This window comes from Mesorhizobium sp. 1B3 (assembly GCF_050958605.1).
Taxonomy (GTDB): domain Bacteria; phylum Pseudomonadota; class Alphaproteobacteria; order Rhizobiales; family Rhizobiaceae.
This window is the reverse complement of sequence record NZ_JBJHDO010000004.1, coordinates 184,442-209,213: the sequence shown is the minus strand read 5'-3', so window position 1 is coordinate 209,213 and position 24,772 is coordinate 184,442. Positions and strand designations below refer to the sequence as shown.

At 62.7% G+C, this 24,772-nt stretch carries 21 protein-coding genes; 8 read left to right on the top strand and 13 right to left on the bottom strand.

Annotated elements, in window-relative coordinates; genetic code table 11:
• Positions 1-139 precede the first annotated feature (139 nt).
• The 3 genes from ACCO56_RS13020 to tpiA form a co-directional block, all read right to left on the bottom strand.
• Positions 140-1,210 (bottom strand): L,D-transpeptidase, encoded by a 1,071-nt coding sequence (locus ACCO56_RS13020; protein ID WP_433641182.1) that lies wholly within the window; start codon positions 1,208-1,210, stop codon positions 140-142.
• Between the two features lie 294 nt (positions 1,211-1,504).
• Complete coding sequence (gene secG, locus ACCO56_RS13015) at positions 1,505-1,915, bottom strand: preprotein translocase subunit SecG (RefSeq protein WP_433641181.1); 411 nt, start codon at positions 1,913-1,915, stop codon at positions 1,505-1,507.
• A gap of 143 nt (positions 1,916-2,058) precedes the next feature.
• Positions 2,059-2,832, bottom strand: a complete 774-nt coding sequence (gene tpiA, locus ACCO56_RS13010) for a triose-phosphate isomerase (protein ID WP_433641180.1) — start codon at positions 2,830-2,832, stop codon at positions 2,059-2,061.
• A 143-nt stretch (positions 2,833-2,975) separates the two neighbouring features.
• Here tpiA and ACCO56_RS13005 point away from each other — a divergent pair, with 143 nt between their 5' ends.
• The 6 genes from ACCO56_RS13005 (at position 2,976) to lexA (ending at position 9,244) form a co-directional block, all read left to right on the top strand.
• Positions 2,976-4,865 (top strand): SurA N-terminal domain-containing protein, encoded by a 1,890-nt coding sequence (locus tag ACCO56_RS13005; RefSeq protein WP_433641179.1) that lies wholly within the window; start codon positions 2,976-2,978, stop codon positions 4,863-4,865.
• Positions 4,866-4,873: 8 nt separating this feature from the next.
• Entirely contained in the window at positions 4,874-5,884 is a 1,011-nt protein-coding gene (gene trpD / locus ACCO56_RS13000; RefSeq protein WP_433641178.1) for an anthranilate phosphoribosyltransferase, read from the top strand.
• Between the two features lie 4 nt (positions 5,885-5,888).
• The gene (trpC, locus tag ACCO56_RS12995) at positions 5,889-6,686 is read left to right on the top strand and encodes an indole-3-glycerol phosphate synthase TrpC (protein WP_433641177.1); all 798 of its coding nucleotides are present in this window, start codon (positions 5,889-5,891) and stop codon (positions 6,684-6,686) included.
• A gap of 1 nt (position 6,687) precedes the next feature.
• Positions 6,688-7,185: a cyclic pyranopterin monophosphate synthase MoaC gene (gene moaC / locus ACCO56_RS12990; RefSeq protein WP_433641176.1), complete on the top strand. Its 498-nt coding sequence runs from the start codon at positions 6,688-6,690 to the stop codon at positions 7,183-7,185.
• Entirely contained in the window at positions 7,182-8,387 is a 1,206-nt protein-coding gene (locus tag ACCO56_RS12985; protein ID WP_433641175.1) for a molybdopterin molybdotransferase MoeA, read from the top strand. The genes moaC and ACCO56_RS12985 overlap by 4 nt, the downstream gene beginning before the upstream one ends.
• A 134-nt stretch (positions 8,388-8,521) precedes the next feature.
• Entirely contained in the window at positions 8,522-9,244 is a 723-nt protein-coding gene (gene lexA, locus ACCO56_RS12980) for a transcriptional repressor LexA (protein ID WP_433641174.1), read from the top strand.
• Here the strand turns inward: lexA and ACCO56_RS12975 are convergent.
• A complete protein-coding gene (locus ACCO56_RS12975; RefSeq protein ID WP_433641173.1) occupies positions 9,201-11,690 on the bottom strand; it encodes a ComEC/Rec2 family competence protein in 2,490 nt (829 codons plus the stop codon). The genes lexA and ACCO56_RS12975 overlap by 44 nt on opposite strands.
• 105 nt (positions 11,691-11,795) lie before the next feature.
• On the opposite strand from ACCO56_RS12975, the gene gltX reads away from it, so the two are divergent.
• Both gltX and gltA read left to right on the top strand, forming a co-directional pair.
• Positions 11,796-13,220 (top strand): glutamate--tRNA ligase, encoded by a 1,425-nt coding sequence (gene gltX / locus ACCO56_RS12970; RefSeq protein WP_433641172.1) that lies wholly within the window; start codon positions 11,796-11,798, stop codon positions 13,218-13,220.
• Positions 13,221-13,397: 177 nt separating this feature from the next.
• Positions 13,398-14,687: a citrate synthase gene (gene gltA, locus ACCO56_RS12965; RefSeq protein ID WP_433641171.1), complete on the top strand. Its 1,290-nt coding sequence runs from the start codon at positions 13,398-13,400 to the stop codon at positions 14,685-14,687.
• A 105-nt stretch (positions 14,688-14,792) separates the two neighbouring features.
• On the opposite strand, the gene lpxB is transcribed toward gltA, so the two are convergent.
• The 9 genes from lpxB to ACCO56_RS12920 form a co-directional block, all read right to left on the bottom strand.
• Positions 14,793-15,974, bottom strand: a complete 1,182-nt coding sequence (lpxB, locus tag ACCO56_RS12960; RefSeq protein WP_433641170.1) for a lipid-A-disaccharide synthase — start codon at positions 15,972-15,974, stop codon at positions 14,793-14,795.
• Positions 15,971-16,870 (bottom strand): LpxI family protein, encoded by a 900-nt coding sequence (locus tag ACCO56_RS12955; protein ID WP_433641169.1) that lies wholly within the window; start codon positions 16,868-16,870, stop codon positions 15,971-15,973. Before ACCO56_RS12955 ends, lpxB begins: the two co-directional genes overlap by 4 nt.
• A 44-nt stretch (positions 16,871-16,914) precedes the next feature.
• Positions 16,915-17,754 carry an acyl-ACP--UDP-N-acetylglucosamine O-acyltransferase gene (lpxA, locus tag ACCO56_RS12950; protein ID WP_433641168.1) on the bottom strand — a complete coding sequence of 280 codons (840 nt, stop codon included), beginning with the start codon at positions 17,752-17,754 and terminating at the stop codon, positions 16,915-16,917.
• A 7-nt stretch (positions 17,755-17,761) separates the two neighbouring features.
• Positions 17,762-18,232 (bottom strand): 3-hydroxyacyl-ACP dehydratase FabZ, encoded by a 471-nt coding sequence (fabZ, locus tag ACCO56_RS12945; RefSeq protein WP_433641167.1) that lies wholly within the window; start codon positions 18,230-18,232, stop codon positions 17,762-17,764.
• Positions 18,225-19,283, bottom strand: a complete 1,059-nt coding sequence (gene lpxD, locus ACCO56_RS12940) for a UDP-3-O-(3-hydroxymyristoyl)glucosamine N-acyltransferase (protein ID WP_433641166.1) — start codon at positions 19,281-19,283, stop codon at positions 18,225-18,227. The genes fabZ and lpxD overlap by 8 nt, the downstream gene beginning before the upstream one ends.
• Before the next feature lie 53 nt (positions 19,284-19,336).
• On the bottom strand, positions 19,337-21,703 hold the full coding sequence (gene bamA, locus ACCO56_RS12935; RefSeq protein ID WP_433641165.1) for an outer membrane protein assembly factor BamA: 2,367 nt from the start codon (positions 21,701-21,703) through the stop codon (positions 19,337-19,339).
• Between the two features lie 219 nt (positions 21,704-21,922).
• Positions 21,923-23,062 (bottom strand): RIP metalloprotease RseP, encoded by a 1,140-nt coding sequence (gene rseP / locus ACCO56_RS12930; protein WP_433641164.1) that lies wholly within the window; start codon positions 23,060-23,062, stop codon positions 21,923-21,925.
• Between the two features lie 113 nt (positions 23,063-23,175).
• A complete protein-coding gene (locus tag ACCO56_RS12925; protein WP_433641163.1) occupies positions 23,176-23,991 on the bottom strand; it encodes a phosphatidate cytidylyltransferase in 816 nt (271 codons plus the stop codon).
• A gap of 38 nt (positions 23,992-24,029) precedes the next feature.
• Entirely contained in the window at positions 24,030-24,749 is a 720-nt protein-coding gene (locus ACCO56_RS12920) for an isoprenyl transferase (protein ID WP_433641162.1), read from the bottom strand.
• Between the last annotated feature and the right edge of the window lie 23 nt (positions 24,750-24,772).

Sequence of the window (24,772 nt, the reverse complement as noted above, 5' to 3'; positions counted from 1 at the left end):
GCGCGCCGGAACTGATTCCGCCAGAGGAAAACGACCAAGATACTGTTTTTAACAGTTACCCAAACGGCATGCTGGTTCCATCGAGGCAAAACAAAGGCCGGCACATGGCCGGCCTTTCAATCAGCGGCATGCCCTCGGATCACATAACGACGACTTGCGTGCCCATCTTCACGCGACTGTAGAGGTCCTTGACGTGGTCGTTGACCATCCGGAAGCATCCGTTCGATGAGTTGGTTCCGATCGTCTGGGGCTGGTTCGTGCCATGGATGCGGATGTGCGTGTCCTTCTTGCCCTGGTAGAGATAAATCGCGCGGGCGCCGAGCGGATTGTCGGGGCCGCCGGGCATGCCGTCCTTGTACTGGCCGTACTTCTTGGGCTCGCGCTTCTGCATGTCGAGGGTCGGGATCCAGCGCGGCCATTCCTGCTTGTCTCCGACTGTCGCCTTGCCTTTGAATTCCAGCCCCTCGCGCCCGACCGCAATGGCATAGCGGCGCGCAGTGCCCGACGATTCGACCAGGTAGAGATAACGGGCCGAGGTGTCGATGACGATCGTGCCACGCGGATAGCCGCTGAATGCTACTTCCTGGGGCTCGAAATCGGCCTTTACCTTGAATTGCTTGCGCGCCTCCTTTGCGGCCAACGCGGCGTCCAGGGCGCGCGTTTCGGGCAGGAGCTGCTGGCGTGGTGTTCCGCCGAAAAGGGCCGAAAAGAGGTCGTTATTCTGCTGCGTCGCCATCCCGCTGCGCAGTTCGCCATTGTTGCCCGTCGCAACGATCGCGTGTACCGGCTGCTCGATCTCTGGAGCTTCCGGCCTGGCTTTGGCGGCTTTCTCAGCTGCACGCCGCTCCTTGGCAGTCAACTTCCTCTGCGGCTGCGAGCTCTCCGGCGCGCTCTCGACGCGACGAATGGGCTTGAAGATCGCGGCAAAGAAATTCTCCGGCTGCGCCTTGGCGACCTCAGCTTCCCGCGGTCCATTCTTCTTCGCCTTCGCGGAAGTCTTCCCCTTGTCCTGCGACTTGCTGTTGGCCTTGGCGTTGTTCTTATTCTTCTGGGTATTCTTACCCTTGGCTGTTTCCTTGACCTTAGGCTTTTCCACACTCATGGCCGCAGTCTTCGTCACGTCGAGGGCGCTTTGGGCCGACGCCATGGAGGATGGACCCAAGACAAGCGCGGCCCCGAGGCCGAGCATGAGCAGGCTACGAAACTTCATGTCTGTTACCTAATTTTGATGCGAATGCCGCTGCGGTGGCCGGCCGAAACCCAAGCCCTCTGGCCAATCTGCCGCCATGAAGCTTATAAGCGGTTAACGCCCTGGCCCTCAAGCGGGATGAGAGGTCCAAGGCGCGCGCAACGTGCGTCGAATCACTATTTGTAATGGTGTGTGTCAAATCGACAACAGGTCGCTTCGGCCGCGCCTCAGCGTCCGACTGCAAGGTTTAGGAAAGCAGACGGAAATAAAAGTGCCCGCATGACGGGCACTGGAAGAATACTACTTGGGTGTCGCTTACTGCCCGCTGGGAACGCCAGGCTGGGCGGGTGCCGCGGGAGCAGCAGGCGGCGTGCCGGCATTGTCCGTGGAGGGCGGGGTCGGCGCGGCGGGCCCGCCACCGAGCTGATCCAGAACTCCGGAGCCTCCACCGCTTCCGCCTTGCTCGTTCTGCGTCGGCACACGGTCCAGGATGTCGATCGGCCGTTCTCCATAACGTGCAAGGATCGAAAGGCCGAGCGACGTGACGAAGAAAGCGATGGCCAAAATACCGGTCGTGCGGGTCAGCGCATTGGCCGCGCCGCGCGCGGTCATGAAGCCGGAGCCACCGCCGATGCCGAGGCCGCCGCCCTCCGAGCGCTGCAGGAGCACGACGCCGACAAGCGCGACGACGACCATCAGGTGAATGACAATGAGGACGGTTTGCATGAAGCGATCCGGCAAATTTAAGAGGAGGCCAGCCAGCCCCGTATCGGAGGCGGCTCCTTACACGGGTTTCGCGGCATTTCCAAGCCCGTTGGCCGAATATGGTGCCGGCGCGAGGAATTGCAAATGCCGAGAACGAATCCCGGTTATGAGTTGATCGTTTTATAAGCCTCGGCAATGCCGAGGAAATCCGACGCCTTGAGGCTCGCGCCACCGACGAGAGCACCGTCGACATTCCGCACTGCGAGCAGTTCCGCGGCATTCGACGGTTTCACCGAGCCCCCATACAGGATACGGATCGTCTCGGCCGGTTTGCCGAGCTTCGCCGCCAGTTCCTTGCGTATATGAGCATGCGCCTCCGCCACATCGCCGGCGGTCGGCGTGAGCCCGGTGCCGATCGCCCAGACCGGCTCGTAGGCGACGATCGCGTTGGTGGCGAGGGCTTGCGTCGGAACGGAGCCGGCGATCTGCTTCGAGAGGACATCCAGCGTGGCTCCGCTTTCCCGCTGGGTTCTCGTCTCGCCGACGCAGATGATGGCCACCAGTCCGGCTCGCCATGCCGCCTCCGCCTTCGCATGCACGACCGCATCGGTCTCGCCATGATCCGTCCTGCGCTCCGAATGGCCGACGATGACATGGCTGGCGCCGGCATCCCTAAGCATCTCCGCGGAGATGTCGCCGGTATGGGCTCCGCTCGCGGCTGCGTGGCAATCCTCGCCGCCAAGCTCGACCGGCGTGCGGCCGGCGACGATCTCGGCTGCGCGGGAAAGCAATGTCGCCGGGACGCAGACAAGGGCGTCGGCATGGGAATCCAAGCCGCTCAGAAACCCTTCGCCGATGGCGCGCAACTCATCAAGGGAAGCGCTCGTGCCGTTCATTTTCCAGTTCCCGGCGACAAGCGGGCGAATTCCTGGCGTCATCGGTGGAGCTCCTTGTTCAGGTTGCGGATGCTGCCCTCACTAGCAAAAACCGGCCACAAAGCAATCGACACTGGCGAGGAAGGGCGCTATTGCCGTCCTTTCGCAAACGGCGCTAAGAGCGAGGCGCCAAACCGGATTTGATTATGCTAGACAGTCTGAGAAAAGCCGCCGGAACCTGGGTCGCGAAACTGCTTCTGCTGTTGCTCGTCGTGAGCTTCGCCATCTGGGGCATTTCCGGGCAACTCATGGGTGGCATCGGAAGCGGAAAGGTCGTGACCGTCGGCGGCACCTCCGTGTCGGCGACGGACTACCGGCTGGCTTACGATCGTCAACTGCGGATCTGGTCGGGGCAGCTAGGCCGCCAACTGACGCGCGAGCAGGCGGCTGCATTCGGGATCAATGAACAAGCCCTTGCCCAGGTGGCGGACGAGGCCGCTCTCGACGAGCAGGCGCGCAGGCTCGGTCTCGGCATTTCAAAGGATCGCCTCGCGTCGCTGGCTCGCGAGGACGCGGCCTTCGCCGGCCCGGACGGGAAATTCGACCGCCGGCAGTTCGACTATGTCTTGCGCGAGATCGGCATGTCGCCGGACGACTATCTGCGCAATCGCCAGCAAGCAGCCATGCGCCAGCAGATCGTGGAGGCGATAACGGATGGTTTGGAGGCGCCCGACACGTTCCTGAAAGCCATGGTGCTTTACCGCGGCGAGGATCGGACAATCGACTACCTTGCGCTCCCCAAGTCGCTTGTCGAGCCGATCGAAGAGCCTTCCGACAGCGTACTTTCCACATGGTTCGATCAGAACAAGGCCAGCTACGCAGCTCCGGAATACCGGAAGATCTCCTATATCAAGCTTGAGCCGGCGGATATCGCCGACACTTCGGCCATCACCGACGAGCAGGTCGCCAAGGACTACGAAGCCAACAAATCGCGCTACACGACGCCGGAGCGCCGCACGATCGAGCAGATCGTCTTCAAGAGCGAGGATGCCGCCAATCAGGCGCGCGCCAGTCTTAATGCCGGCTCGTCCTTCGATGATATCATGAAGTCCGAAGGAAAGACGTCGGCCGACGTCCAACTCGGAACCTTGTCCAGGGATCGCGTCCCCGATCCGGCCGTCGCCGAGGCGGCGTTCTCGCTCCAGGCCAACCAGGTGAGCCAGGTGGTCAAGGGTGCCTTCGGACCCGTGCTGATCCGTGTCACCAAGGTCGAACCGGAGATCGTGCAACCGCTCGATGCAGTAAAAGAGGAAATCCGCAGGACGCTGGCGGAGGACGAAGCCAGCCGGATCCTGCTCGACGTCCACGATTCCTATGAGGACGCGCGTGCCGGCGGCGCTTCGATGCAGGAGGCGGCTGACAGGCTGAAGCTCAAGGTCGTGACGATCGACGCCATCGATCGTTCGGCGCTGCGCCCGGACGGCTCGATCGTCAGCGATCTCCCGCAGTCTCAGGATCTGCTGCGTGCCGCTTTCGAGGCGGACGCCAATGTGGAAAACCCGCCGCTTAATATCGGCACAAGCGGCTTCGTTTTCTTCGAAGTGGACGCTATCACCCCTGCCCGCGACCGCACGCTTGATGAAGTGCGCGCCAAGGTGGTTGCCGACTGGAAGGCGGTCGAGACCAATGCACGTCTCGGCAAGAAGGCGACCGAGCTTCAGGAACGGGTCAAGAGCGGTACCCCACTCGACACGATCGCGACCGAGCTTTCCCTGGAGAAGCAGACGAAGCGCGGTTTGAAGCGCGAGGCCGATGACGGCGACATCGGCCGGGCCGGCGTCGCCGCGGTCTTCGCCGTGCCCCTGAACGGCGTCGGGTTGACTGCCTCGCCGTCGGGCGATGCTCAACTCCTGTTCAAGGTGACCGACGTGTTCGAACCTGCCGCATCAGGGCCCGAGGCCGTGCCCGAAGAGTCGCGGAAAGTCTTCGCTTCCGGACTGACAAACGACCTGATCGGTCAGATGGTGGAGAGACTCAAGGGCGAGTATGGCGTCACGGTCGACAGGGATGCCGTCACCAGCGCCCTGGCATTCTGAGGCCGGCCATGAGCGAACTTAAGTCCCATATCGCCAAGGTCGCTGCCGGCAAGACGCTGTCCTTCGACGAGGCGAAGGCCGCCTTCAACATCATTATGTCCGGAGAGGCTACGCCGAGTCAGATCGGCGGTTTCCTCATGGCTCTGCGCATGCGCGGCGAGACCGTCGACGAGATTTCCGGCGCGGTGGCCACCATGCGCGAGAAGATGCTGCGGGTCGAAGCGCCGGAAGATGCGGTCGACATTGTCGGCACCGGTGGAGATGGCTCCCACAGCGTGAACATCTCCACTGCTTCGGCTTTCGTGATCGCCGGTGCCGGCGTGCCGGTTGCCAAGCACGGCAATCGCGGCCTCTCCTCGCAAACAGGGGCAGCCGACGTGCTGACGGCCCTCGGCGTCAAGATCGATCAAACGCCGGATGCCATCGGCCGGCTCGTCCACCAGACCGGCATCGGCTTCATGTTCGCGCCGGCGCATCATCCGGCAATGAAACATGTCGGACCGTCCCGTGTCGAATTGGGCACGCGCACGATCTTCAACCTGCTCGGTCCGCTTTCCAACCCGGCCGGCGTGAAGCGGCAAATGGTCGGTGTCTACTCGCCGGAATGGATCGTGCCGCTGGCCGAGACGCTGAAGGCGCTCGGGGCGGAACAAGTCTGGGTCGTTCATGGCGATGGCTTCGACGAGATCACGACCACCGGCGAGACGCAGGTGGCCGAACTTCGCGACGGCGATGTCCGCAGCTTCACCATCACTCCGGAAACAGTTGGCCTGAAGCGCTATGACCGGGAGGAGCTGCGTGGTGGAGACGCGGCGTCCAACGCGTCAGCGCTGCGCGCCGTCTTGTCGGGCAAGGCGGGCGCCTACCGCGATACCGTCTTGATGAATGCGGGGGCAGGCCTGGTCGTTGCAGGAAAGGCGCCATCGCTTGCCGACGGCGTGGCGATGGCCGCGCGTTCGATCGATGAAGGCAACGCCCTGGCTGTCCTGACGACGCTCGTCGCAACCTCGAACGCGTAGTGCCATGGCCGACATTCTCAAGAAAATCGAAGTCTACAAACGCCAAGAGATCGCCGCCGCGAAAGAGCGTCTCCCGCTTGCCGAGATAAAGGCGCAGGCGCGCGACGCCGACACGCCACGTGGTTTTCTCGCTGCTTTGTCCGCAAGACGCGAAGCCGGGCATTTCGGCCTCATCGCCGAAATCAAGAAGGCGAGCCCGTCCAAGGGGCTTATCCGCGCCGATTTCGATCCGCCGGCTCTGGCAAGAGCCTATGCGGAAGGGGGAGCCGCCTGTCTTTCCGTACTCACCGACACGCCATCTTTTCAGGGAGCACCCGAGTTCCTGTCCCAAGCGCGTAAAGCAGCCCCCCTGCCCGCGCTGCGCAAGGATTTCATGTTCGAGCCCTATCAGGTCTACGAGGCCCGAGCCTGGAGCGCGGACGCCATCCTCGTCATCATGGCGAGTCTTTCCGACGACGAGGCGAGAGCGCTGGAGGAGACCGCTTTCGAACTCGGCATGGACGTGCTGATCGAAGTCCATGACGAGGCCGAGATGGAGCGGGCCCTGCGGCTCTCCTCACGGCTCCTCGGCATCAATAATCGGAATCTCCGAACTTTCGAAACGAGCCTAGAAACGTCGGAACGGCTCGCCGGCATGGTGCCCTCCGATCGCTTGCTCGTCGGCGAGAGCGGGATCTTCACCCATGCGGATTGCCAACGCCTCGCCCGCCACGGCATCGGTGCCTTCCTCGTCGGCGAGAGCCTGATGCGCCAAGCCGACGTCGCTGCGGCTACTCGCGCTCTGCTTCATGGCGCCGGCTGAGATGAACGGGAAGAGCGGCCTGACCCATATTGATGCTTCCGGCGAGGCGCATATGGTCGACGTTGGAGCCAAGGCGGAGACCGCGCGCACGGCAATCGCGGAAGGCACCGTGACCATGCGCGCCGAAACATTGCGCATGATCCTCGACGGCGATGCCAAAAAGGGCGACGTCATGGGGACCGCGCGCATAGCCGGCATCATGGCCGCCAAGAAGACGCACGAGCTCATTCCGCTCTGCCATCCGCTGCTGCTCACCAAGGTTTCGGTCGACATCGAACCCGACGAGGCCTTGCCTGGCCTACGCGTCAAGGCCCTTGCGCGCGTGACCGGCAAGACCGGCGTCGAGATGGAGGCCCTGACCGCCGTGTCGGTTGCCTGTCTCACGATCTACGATATGGCCAAGGCCGTCGACCGCGGCATGGTGATCAGGGATGTCCGGCTGATCGCCAAGTCGGGCGGCAAATCCGGCGACTACAATATCGAGGAACAGAGGTCATGAGCTTGCTGCCCGTGGCGGAGGCGCTGGCGCGGGTGGTCGAAGGCGCAAAGCCGGGTCCAGCGGAAACGCTCCCCCTCCACGAGGCGGCTGGCCGCGTGCTCGCCGCGCCACTGCGGGCATTGCGTACCCAGCCCCCATTCGACGCTTCGGCAATGGACGGCTATGCGGTGCGCGCGGCCGACGTGGCGGCCGCTCCCGCACGACTGCGAGTGATCGGCGAGGCGCCCGCCGGCAAACTGTTTCCTGGTAAGGTGAATGCCGGCCAGGCAGTGCGCATTTTTACCGGCGCGCCGGTGCCGGAAGGCGCCGACGCGATCCTGATCCAGGAGAACGCTCGAAAGTTGCACGGCGGTTTCATCGAGGCCACCGAGCCGGTCACTTCCGGCCGGCACATCCGCCGTCGTGGCCTGGATTTCGTCGAAGGCGACGAACTGCTCCAAGCCGGCCGCGTCCTTGATCCGGCCGCGCTCTCGCTGGCTGCCTCGGCCAATCACACTGCCCTCGGCGTCGTTAGACGGCCGCGCATTGCCATCATTGCGACCGGCGACGAGTTGCTGCCGCCCGGAAGCGAGGCCGGCCCCACCCAGATCATCTCCTCGAACGCCTATGGCGTGGCGGCGGTCGCAAAGTCGATCGGGGCGGAAGCCGTCGACCTGGGGATCGCACCTGATCGCCGCGACGCCATCGCGTCACGGGTCAGGCGAGCTCTCGATGCCTCGGTCGACGTGATCGTCACCCTGGGTGGTGCCTCCGTCGGCGATCACGACCTCGTCCACGACGTGTTGGCCGGTGAGGGAATGGCGCTGGATTTCTGGAAGATCGCCATGAGACCCGGCAAACCATTGATGTTCGGCCGGCTGGGATCCACACGGGTGCTGGGCCTCCCCGGCAATCCAGTTGCCAGCCTGGTCTGCTCGCATCTCTTTCTCAAGCCACTTCTCGCGCAGCTTGGCGGCCTTTCCCATGAACCGGACGTGCGAGATGCGCTTCTCGGGGCGGCGATGGAGGCAAACGACCAGCGGCAGGATTATGTGCGCGCCACCATCGAGGACGCCGGCGGGCGGCTGATCGCCACGCCCTTCCATGTCCAGGATTCGTCGATGTTGCGCACGCTGGCGAACTCGAACGCGCTTATCGTCCGCGAACCCAATGCGCCTGCGGCGGAGGCAGGCGCGCGCTGCCGCGTTCTCTTCTTGCGCTGATCTTGCGGTGACCGGGCGGCCGGACGCGGACAAGCCCCTGGCACTTACACCAAAATTTAAACGATTGCAGAACACAACTGGAACAGATAGTGTTCGTTCTGGTTTTGTTTTGGCGCGATTCCACGGGGAACGGAATGCTGACACGCAAGCAACACGAGCTGCTCCTGTTCATCCACGAGAGGCTGAAGGAAGCGGGCATCCCGCCATCTTTCGACGAGATGAAGGAGGCGTTGGATCTCGCGTCCAAATCCGGCATCCATCGGCTGATTACGGCGCTCGAGGAGCGTGGCTTTATCCGCCGCCTGCCGAATCGGGCTCGGGCGCTCGAGGTTCTTCGATTGCCCGATTCGATAGCTCCCGGCCTCGCGCCGGCGCGCAAGTTTTCGCCAAGCGTGATCGAAGGCAGCTTGGGAAAGAAGCCCGCCCCGGCACCGACGCGCCCTCAGATGACCGGCAGCAACGACGACACGGTTGCGGCGGTCTCGATCCCCGTGATGGGCCGCATCGCGGCAGGCGTGCCGATCGATGCGATCCAGCACAAGACACATTCCATCTCTGTGCCTCCGGAAATGATTTCAGGCGGGGAACACTATGCCCTGGAGGTCAAGGGCGATTCCATGATCGAGGCAGGCATTTTCGACGGCGACACGGTCATCATTCGCAACACGAACACAGCCAATCCTGGCGAGATCGTCGTTGCCCTCGTGGACGACGAGGAGGCCACCCTCAAGCGTTTCCGTCGCAAGGGTGCTTCGATCGCGCTGGAAGCGGCGAATCCCGCCTATGAAACACGAATCTTTGGCCCGGACAGGGTCAAGGTACAGGGGCGCCTGATCGGCCTGATCCGGAGATACTAGCTTTCCGGCCTTGCGAGATCGGGCCCTTCGTCTGTCCTGCGACTTCAGCTTCGCGTTTCTTCGGCTTGAATGGCGCGATCCCGCGTGCTTCCCGCGAGAATTGGCGATGGTGATGCCAGGGCCGATAGGGCCGGGTCAGGGAGAGGCGAACATCCTGTGGGACCTCGTCCTGCAGGCGGTCAATGGTGGCAGCACCGTGCCGCGCCAAATGCCGTTTGGTCAGGACTGTCTTAACCGAGCAAGGATTTTCGGCGGTCGCGTCATCGATGACGATCAGAACCGCTTCCCGACAGAACGGAGCAGCAAGCGAGGCATGGGCCGCATGTATCACGAGCTTGCCGGATCGATGGCGCAGCACGCAAAGCCCGGCGTCACAATAAAAACCGTCGTTCTCCGTGAGATCGCTTAGCGGGATGACCGGCACCCGGTTTTCCGTAGCCGACGATTGCCCTTGGCTAGGCTCGGTCCCTTCCGGCTTGGCATCGGCTGCCTTGCTCTGCCGCGGCTTAGCCAGCGCTTCGGACAACGTTGCCCGTTTCCAATCCTCGACGGTGAAACCATTTGGGCGCGGCCTGTTCACTGCCAACCGCCCGTCGGCCAACGTCACTGCGATCAGTCGAGCATCCTCTGAGATGAGGACCTCGGGTGTCGTCCTGAACATTGCCGTGCCGAGACCCACCACGACCAGGGGGAGCGCCAGCACGCGCAGCCATGTGGTGGCCAGGGTCGCGATCAGGAGTGCCGCCGTCATCGTCAAGACCGAGATGGCCGGTATGGTTCCCACCGCATCCAGCGGCGAATGCCGGGAGAACCAATCCGCGGCCACGATCATCATGGAGAGCCCCCACCCCATGACGTCGAGAAAAGGGCCGCCGACACCGAGCGGCATCGCGGCCATTGCGGCGACGGCGAAAGGCATGACGAGAACGGAAACGACGGGCATGACGGCGAGGTTCGCCGCCAGGCTGAGCGGCGATACACGTTGGAAATGATAGACCCCGTAGATCGTCGTCGCCAGGCCGGCGATGATCGAGACGCCGGCAACACCTGCGGCATAGCGAACGCCGTTTCGCACGAGCCGTCGAGGTAACGAAGCATCTGCGCGATGCGTGACGGACACGTCCTGCGCCCGCCGCTCCGACCACCACGCGTAGACGCCGATCAGTGCCGCGGTCGCGGCGAACGACATCTGAAAGCTCGGGCCAACCACTTCGTGCGGCGAGACGACGAGAATGGCAATGGCCGCAATCGCCAGATTACGCATGGTCAGCGCGGCGCGATCGAAAAGGACGGCGAGGAGCATTACAGCCAGCATGATAAAGCTGCGCTCCGCGGCGACCGCCGATCCGGAGATGAAGAGATAGATGGCTGTCGCGACAAGCGCGATCGAAGCCGCGTATTTCTTGACAGGACGGCGCGAGGCGAAGTCGGGAAACAAAGCAAAACCCAGGCGCAGCGCTGTCATGATCGTCCAGGCGACGAGCGCCATGTGCAGGCCGGAGATGGAAAGGACATGCGCCAGACCGGTGCGCCGTAGCGCCTCGTTCACCTCCTCGGGAATGCCTGCGCGCGTGCCGGCGATCAGCGCCGCCGCGATCTCCCCCTCGGAACCGCCGATACGGGCCCTGATATGTTGAGCAAGCGCGGTCCGCGCATTCTCGACCTCGGCATCGAAACGCTCCCGGATGGACGGTGCAAAGTCGGTTTCGGCCAGCACGGGATCCCTGAGAAAAAAGCCATTGGCGCCGATACCGTCGAAATAGCTCTCGAATGAGAAATCATAGCTCCCTGGCCGCAGCGGCCCAGAGGGCGGGAAAAGCCTCACCACACCGGTCACAATGGCTCCCGCAGTCAGGTCGGCCGGAACCGACCTTGCCGAGACGCGGACACGGTCCGGCGCGTAGCGAAGCTTTGGCCGAGCCGTGTCGAGCACATCGAGCGTCAGCCGGACACGCCCATTCGCCTGATGCTCGATAACGGCTACGCGACCGGTGATCGACGTCGATATCTCGCCACCGAGCACCTTCGTCCCGGCGCGCCAGGTTTCGAGCGCGGCGAAGAACATGCCCGCGACGACCAGAAACACGGCCAGCATCGAGAGATGGAGGGCCGGTCGCGTTCGCGCCAGAAAGCTAGCAAGGGAAAGAAGTGCGCCCCCGCCCGCCAATGCGGCTAGACCCGGTTCGGCAGGCAGCGCGTAATAGAACACAATTCCAGCGGCCAGAAATATCGGCATGAGCAGGAACGCCGTACCGCGCTCCCATTCCAGAACAAGTGCCGACCTGAATGCCGAAGCCAGGTTACGGAGACGGAGGCGCAACGGGCCCGGGGAGATCGACTTGCCGCCCCTTATGCGGTGACCTTCTCCATCGGGAGCGACGACATCGTCGGCCGCGCCAAACAGCGACCGTTCGTTCGCGATCTCCCTCGTACTCCCCTCAGCCATGCGGCTGCCCCTTGCACGCCCGACGACACATGCTACATCAACGCCACCAAAACGCCACGTGCCGGCGGCCCCTCGCCGCCCGAGCCGCCAATCCCGGAACCGACAATGTCCAAGACCGTCGTTACGCGCTTTGCTCCTTCGCCGACAGGCTATCTGCACATCGGCGGGGCTCGGACCGCGCTGTTCAACTGGCTCTATGCGCGCCATACCGGCGGCATGATGCTGCTCCGCATCGAGGATACCGATCGTGAGCGTTCGACGGACGCTGCGACCGCGGCAATTCTCGACGGATTGACCTGGCTCGGCCTGCATTGGGAAGGTGAACCCATCTCGCAATTCCAGCGCGCATCGCGCCACCGGGAAGTAGCCGAAGAACTCGTCCGTCTTGGCAAGGCCTATTATTGCTACGCCACGCCGGCAGAGCTGGAGAAAATGCGCGAGAAGGCTCGTGCCGAAGGGCGCCCGCCCCGCTACGACGGGCGCTGGCGCGACCGCGATGCTTCCGAGGCTCCGCAGGGCATGAGGCCGGCAATCCGCATCAAGGCTCCGAGCGATGGCGAAACGGTCGTCCGCGATCGCGTGCAGGGCGACGTGCGTTTTCCCAATAAGGATCTGGATGATTTCATCATCCTGCGTTCCGACGGAACGCCGACCTACATGCATGCCGTCGTTGTCGACGATCACGACATGGGTGTCACGCACATCATCCGCGGCGACGATCATCTTACCAACGCCGCACGGCAGACGGTGATCTATGATGCAATGGGCTGGGAAGTACCCGTCATGGCCCACATCCCGCTGATCCATGGTTCTGATGGGGCAAAGCTCTCCAAGCGTCACGGCGCGCTCGGCGTCGAAGCCTATCGCGCCATGGGGTATCTGCCAGCCGCCTTGCGAAATTATCTGGTGCGGCTCGGCTGGAGCCATGGCGACGACGAGATCATGAGCCTCGACGACATGATCCGCTGGTTCGACATCGACGACGTCAACAAGGGCGCAGCGCGCTTCGATTTCCAGAAGCTCGAGGCGTTGAACGGCGTCTACATGCGCCAGATGCCGGATGAGGAATTGCTCGACACGCTGGTCCGTACCCTGCCCTATCTCGAGAACGGCCAAGCCATGCTGGCCAAGCTGGACGATGCCGGCAAGGCCAAGCTGCTGGTGGCGCTGCCCGGTCTCAAGGAGCGTGCCAAGACGCTCGTGGAGCTTGCCGACAATGCTGGCTATCTGTTCGCCGAGCGCCCGCTCGCGCTGGACGAGAAAGCGGCGACGCTGGTTGCCGGCCCGGCGAAGCCAATTCTTGCCGGGGCCAAGGCCGCGCTCGAAGCGATCGGTCACGATTGGACCGCCGCCTCGACGGAAGCTGCGATACGCGAATTCGCCGCCGCCGGCGGCCACAAGCTCGGCGCGGTGGCACAGCCATTGCGGGCCGCGCTGACAGGAAGAAGCACGTCGCCGGGCGTGTTCGACGTGCTTGCAGTGCTTGGGCGCGACGAAAGCCTGGCGCGCCTCGCCGACCAAATCGATTGAATGTCCGGCAGGCCGATTTGCTCAATTGAAACCGGCCTGTTGCGGTGCAACATTAGGCGCCGGGCGAACTTGGCATGTCTTTAGAAATGCGATAGCAACAGCGCACTTTGCCGCTACTGGTCCGTGGCGATGCAAGTGCGGGCCCGCCCGGCCAATTTTGATGCAAAGGAGTTTGCGATGACCGATTCGAAGGCGAAACTAGAATTTGGCGGCAAAACCCTGGAGCTTAAGGTCCGAAGCGGGACGGTTGGACCCGACGTCATCGACATAGGATCGCTCTATAGCCAGACCGGCGCCTTCACTTACGACCCCGGCTTCACCTCGACGGCAAGCTGCGAATCCCAGATCACTTTCATCGATGGTGATGCAGGCGTGCTGCTGCATCGTGGCTATCCGATCGAGCAACTCGCCGAACATGGCGACTTTCTCGAGGTCTGCTATCTGCTGCTCTATGGCGAGCTGCCGACGAAGGCCCAGAAGGACGATTTCGACTATCGGGTCACGCGCCACACCATGGTGCATGAGCAGATGTCACGCTTCTTCACCGGCTTCCGCCGCGATGCTCATCCGATGGCGGTCATGTGCGGCGTGGTCGGCGCTCTGTCGGCCTTCTATCACGACTCCACCGACATCTCCGACCCGCACCAGCGCATGGTCGCGTCGATCCGGCTGATCGCCAAGATGCCGACCATCGCGGCGATGGCATACAAGTACCATATCGGCCAACCCTTCGTTTATCCGAAGAACGAGCTGAACTTCGCCGCCAACTTCCTGCATATGTGCTTTGCCGTGCCGTGCGAGGAATACAAGGTGAATCCGGTCCTGGCGCGCGCCATGGACCGCATCTTCATCCTCCATGCCGATCACGAGCAGAATGCCTCGACTTCCACCGTGCGGCTCGCCGGCTCTTCGGGGGCCAATCCCTTCGCCTGCATAGCGGCCGGCATAGCCTGCCTCTGGGGACCGGCGCATGGCGGAGCTAACGAGGCGGCGCTCAACATGCTGAGCGAGATCGGCAGCGTCGACCGCATCCCCGAGTATATCACCCGTGCGAAGGACAAGAACGATCCGTTCCGCCTGATGGGCTTCGGCCATCGTGTCTACAAGAACTACGATCCGCGTGCCAAGATCATGCAGAAGACCACGCATGAGGTCCTGGCTGAGCTCGGCATCAAGGACGATCCGATGCTCGACGTCGCGATGGAGCTGGAGAAGATCGCGCTCACCGACGATTACTTCATCGAGAAGAAGCTTTATCCGAACATCGACTTCTATTCAGGCATCACGCTCAAGGCACTCGGCTTCCCGACCACCATGTTCACGGTGCTCTTCGCGCTGGCGCGTACGGTCGGCTGGATCGCGCAGTGGAAGGAAATGATCGAGGATCCGCACCAGAAGATCGGCCGTCCGCGTCAGCTCTACACCGGAGCTCCGGAACGCGACTACGTGCCGATCGCCAAGCGCTGAGCGGCAACGGCGATAGTTACAGAAAAGGCGCCCACGGGCGCCTTTTTCACGTCAACAGCGCGGTTGCGGCGGACTATCAGCGATCGGCTCTGCTTCCGCGAAAGATCAAGCCGACACTCGGGACGCGATCGTTTCGATCACCGCGCCCGCGGCAAGCTCACCGGCCGGCCGCTCCGCTGCCATCCGACGCGCAACCTCCGCGAACCCTTCCTTCTGCCAGGCACGCAGACTGGTGTCGCCCATCAGGGCTTCCAACTGGCGCGCCAGGTTCGCCGGCCGGATATATTGTTCGTAGAACTCCGTGACGATGGCGCGGTCGGCAATGAGATTGGGAAGCGATCCCGACCAGACTTTGATGAGGCTCTGTCCGAGCCGCATCAAGGGGTCGATCCGATAGCAGGACAGCATCGGAACGCCGGACAGGGCAAGTTCGAGCGAGACGGTGCCGGATGCGATCAGCGCCGCGTCGGCTTCTCCGAAAGCGCGCCATTTTTCGGCACTGTCCAGGATGATCCGTGGCTTCATAGGCCACTGCGACGTGGCCTCGGAAACGATGTTGACGACATGCGGTACTGTGGGCAGGAGAAGGCGCAGGCGGTTGCCCCGCTGGAGCAGGATTGAAACCGTCTCCCCGAATGCGCCGACAAGGCCGCGCACCTCGCTCCGGCGCGAGCCAGGGAGAAGGAGCAGCGTCTTTTCCCGATCAGGCGACAAATCCCGTGATCCCGCTTGCGCGGCTGCAGCGGAGGCCACGCCAGCATCGGTGGTCAGGCGGTGGCCGACATAGGTTCCAACAGGTCCGCCGAGCCGGTCGAGTTCTGCCGGCTCGAAAGGCAGAAGACAGAGCACCCGGTCGACATACGGGCGCATTGCGGGTGCCCTGCCCGGCCGCCACGCCCATACGCTCGGGCAGACGTAATGGACGATCGGGATCTCCGGCGCCAGCGCCCTCACCTTCTTCGCCACGCGGAGGTTGAATTCCGGGCTGTCGACCGTCACCAGGCAATCCGGTTTCTGGGATGCTATAAAACGCGCGGTCTGACCTATTCGCATGATCAGCCGGGGAAGATCGCGGACAACCGCCGCCACGCCCATCAAGGCGATGTCGCCGGGCGGGAAGAGAGGCTTCAGGCCAAGTTCCTGCAGATGTCGGCCGCCAACCCCGATTGGCTCGATTGCGCGGCCGGTCGTGGCGGAGAGAGCCTTTATCAAATCCGCGCCGAGCAGATCGCCGGACTCTTCCCCGGCAACGACGGCAATCTTGAGCGGCCGATCCGAAACGTTCATGACTTATCCGTCGGGAGGCCGATGACGAAAAGCCCCAATTCGTCTGCCCGGGCTATCAGTTCCGCGTGATCGAGCATGAGCGAGCGCCCGGCTTCGACACCAATGCCCGCGAGGCCTGCGGCATGCGCGCCCTCTACCGTCGCCGGTCCGATAGCGGGTAGATCTGCTCGCAATTCCTGGCCAGGCTTGGCGCATTTTACCAGGGCACCACGTTTCGCGGCAGCCAGCCGGCCATGATCGCGCATGGCCTGCGTTCGTTCCAGAAGGCCGTCCGTACCTTCGATTCCCTCCAGGGCGACCACGCGCCCTCCAATGGCTATCGCGCCTTGGCCGATATCGAGCTCGCCGATGGTCTTTGCGGCGGTGAAAGCCGCGTCCAGGTCACGACGGTCAGCCGCCGTGGGAGCCGCTTTCGTTAGGAGTCCTTCCGGGGACAAGAGATCGGGCACGATCTCATGAGCGCCGACGATCTTGAAGCCTTCGTCTTCGAACACCCGAACGATGGTTCGCAACAGTCCATCGTCACCCCGGGAAAGACCATAGAGCGCCTTTGCCATGATGGACAGGAGCCACGGTGTCGGTCGCATGCGCCACAACCGGGGACGTCGTCCGACTCCACCGGCGAGAACCACATGGGTGATCCCCTTCTTGCGGAATAGCGGCGCAAGCGAGCCAAAGGCCTCGATTTCGAGCGTTGCGTGATCGTGCGTACGGAGGCTCGCGTCGCTATCCGCCTCGCCGGCGATCAGCACGACAAAAGGATCATGACCGGCTGCGGCAAGGCCCTCGACGACATTGGCCGGCAGCCGCCCACTTCCCGCGATCACGGCCACGCGTTGCCCTGGAGCAAGGCGAATGGGATGCCCCGATTGCATCTCACCCTCTAACGGGATCATGTCGCTGTTCCGGCGGGTTCATCCCGTAAAAGGATTGGCGCCGGTCAGTTCTCGTCATCAGCGCCATCATCGCCGGCGCCGTCAAGAGGCGGCGTCACGAAATAACGTTTGCCACGTTCGGAGAGGAAGGCGACGAGACTCATGGCAATCGGCGAATCGGCAAAATCCCGGCTCGCGATGTCGAGGTTCTCGGAAAGGGTTCGCGACCGATCGAAGATCGTCCGATAGGCCCGACGCACCGTCTGGATATCTGCTTTCGACATCCCCGAGCGCCGCATGCCGACGATGTTCAGCCCACGCAGCTTGGCAAGGTTGCCCCGCGCCAAGCCGAAGGGGATGACATCTCCGGGCACCGCCGAGCAACCGGACAGGAATGCATTGTTGCCGATGCGGGCGAACTGATGGACCGCGGTCAAGCCGCCGATCACGACATTGTCGCCGATCTCGCAGTGGCCGGCGAGCGTCGCTCCATTTGCCATGGTGACGTTGTTGCCGACCGTGCAGTCATGGGCGACGTGGGAATATGCCATGAAGTAGCCGTTGTCGCCGACGATGGTCGCGCCGCGGCTGGTGTCGGAACCGATATGCATCGTCACGCTTTCGCGGATGATCGTGTTCCGCCCTATCGTCAAGGTCGTGCGGCCACCGGTGTGCTTGAGATTCTGCGGCAGCGCTCCGAGCACAGCCTGCGGGAAGACTTTGCAGCCGTTGCCGATCGTTGTAGCGCCCATGACTGCGACGTGACTGATCAGATCGACATCTTCACCGATCCTCACGTCCGGACCGATATGGCAGAACGGGCCGATGCGGCTCCCCTTTCCGATCACAGCGCCGGTTTCCACAACGGCGCTGGGATGGATGACTGCTTCCTGTTTCTGGGCCAAAATCTTGTTATTCCGTTGTTTTGGGCGACATCATCGCCGAAATTTCCGCTTCCGCCGCCTTAACGCCGTCGACGGTCGCCTCGCAGCCGAAGCGCCAGATATTGCCGCGCTGCTTGAGCTTGGTCACCCGGATCTCCAGGCGGTCGCCGGGCACGACCGGCCGGCGGAACTTGGCATTGTCGATCGTCATGAAATAGACGAGCGACGGCCTATCGCCGGCCGTGTTTCGGATGCAGATCGCCCCGGCGGTCTGCGCCATCGCTTCGACGATCAGGACACCCGGCATGACAGGATGTTCCGGGAAATGGCCCTGGAAATGCGGCTCGTTGAACGTGACGTTCTTGATGCCGATGGCCGAATTGTCTCCGTCTATCTCGATGATCCTGTCGACCAGAAGAAAAGGATAGCGATGCGGCAGCAATTTCAGCAACCGCAGGATGTCGACCGTTTCGAGAGTGGATCCGGCCTGATCAGCCATTGCTTTCCCCCTTGGACGATTTCGGCTTCATCAGGCTTCGGATGGCCGCAACTTCCTTGAAAAACTCCCGCATCGGGCGTGCGGGCGAGCCTGCCCACCGCTCGCCCGAAGGCACGTCGTGCATCAGGCCCGACGACGCGGCGATCTGCACTCTGTCGCCAATGGAGATATGGTCGGCTATTCCCACGCGACCGCCAAGCATCACGAAATCGCCCATTGTGACGGAACCGGAAAGACCACTGTGGCCGGCGATCACACAGCCCCTGCCGATGCGCACATTGTGAGCGACTTGCACCAGGTTGTCGATCTTGGTGCCTTCCCCGATCACCGTGTCGGACATGGCGCCGCGGTCCACCGTGGTATTGGCGCCGATTTCGACATCGTTCTGGATGATGACGCGACCAATCTGTGGAATGCGCTCCGGCCCAGCCGCGCCCGGCACGAAGCCGAAGCCGTCCTGACCGATCTGCGCACCGCCGTGGATGAAGACGCGGTCTCCAACCATCGCATACTGAAGCGAGACGTTCGGCCCGATATAGCAATCCCGACCGACGCGGCAGAACGGGCCGATGACCGCATTCGGAGCCACCACCGTTCCCTTGCCGACCGCTGCCTCTTCTCCGACAACCGCTCCGGCTTCAATGATGGCACCTTCTTCGACGCGAGCCGAAGGTGCAACATGCGCCGACGGCGATACGCCGGTTTCCCCCGTCACCGCTCGCGGCGAAACCGATGCTGGATAGAGCGTACGGCCGGCGAGGGCAAAGGCGTATTGAGGGCGCGGCGTTACGAGCCGGGCGATGCCCGCCGGCACGCTGGCGCTGAGGTCGGACGTGCAGAGGATCGCGGCGGCCTGGAGGCCACCGAGAAGATGCGCGTTGCGCTTGTTCTCGACGTAAACGAGCTTGCCTGCTCCACCTTCCGACGCGGGAGCGATGCCGGTAATCGCGACATCCGCGGCGTCGGAATCCAGAAGCTGCGCGCCGGTCACGGCCGCAATCTCAGCGGCTGTGTACCGGCGTGACGGCGCGAAGAAGACCGGGTCTGTCATATATGCCTTTTCTTCCGGGCCGAGGCCGGCCCGGAAGCGCCGGCCCGCATTGCTTAGAAGCGGGTCGACATGCCGAAATTGAAATTCTGGACCTGATCCGAATCCTGCTTCATGACCGGGACCGCGTAGTCGACACGCAACGGACCAAAGGGCGAAGCCCAGATCAAGCTGGCGCCGACCGAGGCCCGCCACTCCATACCCGTCGAGACGAGATCGTCCTGAAGGTTGTTGCCGTAGAGCGTGGCCGCATCCGCGAATAGAGCGCCCTTCAAGCCATAGCTCTCAGGAATGACCGGCATCGGGAACTGAGCTTCGAGCGTTCCGTGGAAGTAAGTCTGACCGCCCAGCTGATCGACCTCCCCGTTGGGTAGGATGTCCGCTGGACCGATTCCGTTATATTCAAAGCCGCGGATCATTCGATCGTTGTTTTTGAACATATCGAAAACGCGCAATTCGTTGCCGATCGATGAAACGTGGCCCGCACCGACGACGGCCAGACCGACGATGTCGTACTCTTCCGAGAGGGTTTTGTAAAAATTGCCGCGTCCGCTGACTTTAACGAACTGCGCATCGCCACCGAGGCCTGCGACCTCGGTCGTGAATGTCGCATAGATACCGCTGTGCGGGTTCTTCAGGTCATCGATCGTGTTGTACAGGATCGTGCCGCTGACAGAGGACTTAATCCACGGGCTCGATTCGATGCCGTTGAGAATGGACGTCGAAACAAAGCAATTACTGCCAGGCATGTTCACCGTGAGCGGGTCGCAGTCATCGTCCAACGAGTACTCTTCTCGCGAAAGATTGTACGCGACCTGCGTGGTCAAGGCCTCGGTGATCGGCAGACCGAACCGGATCGACCCCCCAGTGATCTCACTGTCGTAGTTCGTGTAGTTGCGGGTCTGACGATAGATGTCGAAACCAGCCGAGATGCGCCGTCCCAGGAAGTAGGGTTCGGTGAAGGACAGCGTAAAGTCGCGCGCATTCGCGCCGCCGGAAGCGGACAGCTTGATGTACTGACCACGGCCGAGGAAGTTGCGCTCCGTGATGGCGCCCTCGACGTTCACACCCTCGTTCTCGCCGCCAGTCGAATAACCCGCACCGATCGAGAACTCACCCGTCGACTTCTCGACGACGTCGACGACCAGGACGACCTGATCCGGCTCGGAACCGGGAGCCGTCGCGATCTCGACGCGCTCGAAATAATCGAGCCGCTCCAGCCGCCGCTTGGCGCGCTGGACCAGAACCTGATTGAATGCATCGCCTTCGCTGATGTCGAATTCGCGGCGAATGACGTAATCGCGGGTGCGATTGTTGCCACGGATCTCGATGCGCTGGACGTAGGTGCGCGGACCTTCGTCGACCGTGTAGACGACGGAAATGGTGCGATTCTCGAAGTTGCGGTCGCCGCGCGGGGTCACCTGGGCGAAGGCATAGCCCATGCCGGCCACGCGCTCGGTGATCGCAATGATCGTATCCTCGACCTTCTTGGCGCTGTAGACATCGCCGCTACGGGTCTTGATCAGCGAGTTCAGCGCCTGGGAATCGACCCCCTCGATCGTGCTTTCGATGCTGACGTCGCCGAAATTGTAACGCTCGCCTTCCTCAACCGTGATGGTGATGACGTATTCGTTGTTGGCTTCATTCAGCTCGCCGACGGACGAGATAACCTGGAAGTCAGCATAGCCGTGATTGAAATAGAAGCGACGGAGGGCTTCTTCGTCTGCCCGCAGCCGCTCTTCGTCATAGATGTCGTTGCGGAACAGGAAAGACAGGATCGTCGAACGCTTGGTCGAGATCACGTCGGACAAACGCCTGTCGCCGAACGCGTTGTTGCCGACGAAGTTGATGGTCGCGATCTTGGTGCGTCCGCCTTCGTTTATCTCGAAGACGACATTGACGCGATTCTCGCCGAGATCGACGACCTGGGTCGACACGGTAGCATCCTCACGCCCGACGCGGCGATAGGCTTCGCGCACGGCTTCGGCATCCGCTTCGAGCTGCGTCTGGGAGAAGGTCCCGCGCGGCTTGAGCTGAACGCTGCCGGCAAGCTGCGTATCCTTGAGCTTCTTGTTGCCCTGGAACAGGACCTGGTTGACGATCGAGTATTCATCGACCTCGACCACCAGTGTGCCGCCGACCTGGTTGATGCGAACGTCCGAAAACAGGCCGGTGGCGAACAGGCGCTTCACCGCCTCGTCGATGTCGACGTTCGAAAATTGGCGACCAGGAGCAATATTGACATAGCTGCGGATCGTCTCTGCGTCGACGCGCTGATTGCCCCTCACCTCGATACGGCTGACCGTAGCGGCTTCGACAGCCGTGGCGGAAACCAACTGAATCGCTACCGCACTCGGAACAACCAGCCCTGCGGATAAAGCCACCGCCGAAGCGGCGCTCATAAATTTCATTGCTGCCTTCATCGGGCTGTAAAACCTTTTTCTCGTAGTCCCCACGGCGAGAAATCCGGACGTCGCGGCGTCAACTCGATACCGTAATAGTCGGATTTTCCCTACACGCAAGGCTTCTGGTTAATTTGAATTTACTAAACCGCTGGCCGTGGCTTTCGCGTCACGCCTATCCCGCGGCATGGTAAATGCAATCTCAACACAGCTTCCCCCGAAGCTATTTCCCCCATGATTTCAACAGCCGAACAGGTCGTTCCAGAAAACGAATCCCATGAACACCAGTACCAGAAAAAACCCGGTACGATAGATGAATTCCGTGGCGCGTTCCGACACCGGGCGCCCTGTCACGGCCTCCACGCCATAGAAGACCAGATGGCCGCCATCAAGGGGGGGGATCGGAAGAAGGTTGAGGAAACCGATGCCCACCGACAACAGCGCCACGAGCTGCACCAGCCATTCGAAGCCCATCCGGGCCGCCTTGCCGGCCATGTCGGCGATCTTGACGGGCCCGCCAAGCTGGCATTTGTCCTCGCGCCCCACCACGAAACGAGTCAGGAACTGCCCGGTGCGGGATATGATGTGGCCGGTTTCGAGCACTGCCTGGCCAAGAGCCTGGGTCGGCGTGTAGCTGATGACGCGCGGTTGCCCCATGGCTTCGTTGTTGACCACGCCGATGACGCCGATCTTGACCACGTTGCCCAACGGGTCCTTCTGCTCGCTCACCGCCGGCGTCGCGGTCAGCGTGACCTCGCCACCGTCCCGCGACATGACGAACACGATGGGATCACCTGCCCTGCCCGACACAAGACGCTGCACGTCCGCGAACGTTTCAACGGGCTGGCCGTCGACGCTGAGGAACCTGTCTCCCGGGAGGAAACCCGCGGCGGCGGCGGGCGAGTCCGGCCGAACCTCCGCAACGGTCGGCTCCGACACGAACCGGCCGTAGATGGAGAACATGACGGCGAAGACGGCAATGGTGAGCAGGAAATTGAACGCCGGGCCGGCAAAAACGGTCAACGCTCGCTTCCAGACGGCTTGGTTGTGGAAGGCCACCCGCCGCTGTTCCTCGGGCAACGCATCCGCCTCTGCCTTGTCGGGCTGGCTTGTCACGCCCATGTCGCCCACGAATTTCACATAACCGCCCAGAGGGATGGCGCACAGCTTCCACCGCGTCCCGCGGCGGTCATTGAACCCCAGAAGCTCGGGACCGAAGCCGATCGAGAACGCAGTTACGCCGATCCCACACCAGCGGCCGACGAGATAGTGGCCCATCTCATGGACAAAAACGACGATCGTGAGGACAAAGAGGAACGGCACGATCGTGCCGATAAGAACGCCGTCGATACTGAACAGATGGGAAAGGAACTCGGTCAAAGCTTACCCTCGGCGGCGATCCGCCGCGAAACGAATTTGACGTTAATCTCGGCGAATCCGTGGCAGGAGCGCGCCGATTTCATGAAACGGTTCCGTTCATCGGCGTGGCCATCTCAGATGGGGAACAAGCCGTGAGCGGGCCGGCCCGCCCCGCCGAGCAGCGCTCCGATCACATACAGGGCGAACGCAGCGGCCACCAGCCCGTCGACACGATCCATGACACCGCCATGGCCGGGGATGAGCTGGCTCGAATCCTTCACGCCATGCCGCCGCTTGATCCACGATTCGAAGAGATCGCCGACCTGCGAGACCACAGAAAGGACAAAAGCGACGGCTCCCGCCAGCGCCATCTCCGAGTAGCCCGTCGCAGCCGCGGCGCCAGCCCCCGCAAGAACGCCCCCTATGGCGCCGCCGATCGCTCCGCTCCAGGTCTTCCCTGGCGAGATGGCGGGGGCGAGCTTCGGGCCGCCCAGCGAACGTCCGACGAAATAGGCCATGATGTCGGTCACCCACACCGTGGCGAACAGGAAGAGGATCGCGGCAAGTCCCCGGCTGTCGCCGTCGCGCAGCAGCGCCAGCGAAATGCCCGACAGGGCGGCATAAGAGAGCCCCGCAGTCGTCCCCAGCCCTTGGCGGCGCCATTTTGCATCGAGAGCGGACAAGAGGATGGCTATGGCGGCGGCGCCGAAGATCAGCTTTGCCTCGACACCCACGAGAAGCAGGATCAGGACGACGCCGAGCAGCACGGCCGCCGTTGCATGATGGCCGGCGCTGCCCTCGCCGCGCGACATGCGGGTCCATTCATAGAAGATCGCCCCGGAGATTGCTGCGGCAAGCATGGCGAAAGCCGTTCCGCCGAGCCATGTCACACCCATCACCGCAACGATCAGGACAACGGAAGAGACGATCCTGGTCTGAAGATTGCTCAAGCGTCCGGGAGAGCTTGACTGCGAATCGCCGCCGTCGCTCATAGCGCGACGTCGCGGGCGGCAACGCCGCCGAAGCGCCTTTCGCGGGATGCAAAACTGCGCAGGGCTTCGGCCAGATCCGTCCGCCCGAAATCCGGCCAGTAGCACGGGAGAAAGACCAACTCGGCATAAGCGGCTTGCCAGAGCAGGAAGTTCGACAGGCGCAGTTCGCCGCTGGTGCGGATGATCAGGTCAGGGTCAGGTATCCCGGTCGTGTCCAGGAACTCGCCGAACGTATCGGCGCTGATCGAATCCGGGTCTATCTTGCCGGCCTTGACTGCAAGCGCGGCTTTGCGCGCCGCGCGCGCGATCTCGTCCCGGGAGCCATAGTTGAAGGCGATGACGAGATTCAGCGAGCGGTTGGCGCGCGTCAGCTCTTCCGCCTCCTCGAGCAGCGCCCGGATGTCCGGTTCGAGCCCGTCCCGCTCGCCGATGACGCGTACCCGCACGCCGTGCTTGTGGAGCTCCGCCAGGTCACGCCGGATGAAGAGCTTCAGCAGTCCCATGAGGTCGCTGACCTCGGATTTCGGCCGCGACCAGTTCTCCGACGAAAAGGCGTAAACGGTCAGCCACTCGATGCCCATTTCCCCGGCAGCACGCACCGTCTGCCGCAGGGCCTCGACGCCGGCGCGGTGACCGGCCACGCGTGGCAAGCCGCGCGCCTTGGCCCAGCGGCCATTGCCATCCATGATGATCGCGACATGCGCGGGCGTTGTCATTATCTTTTCTACCGCCTTCCCGC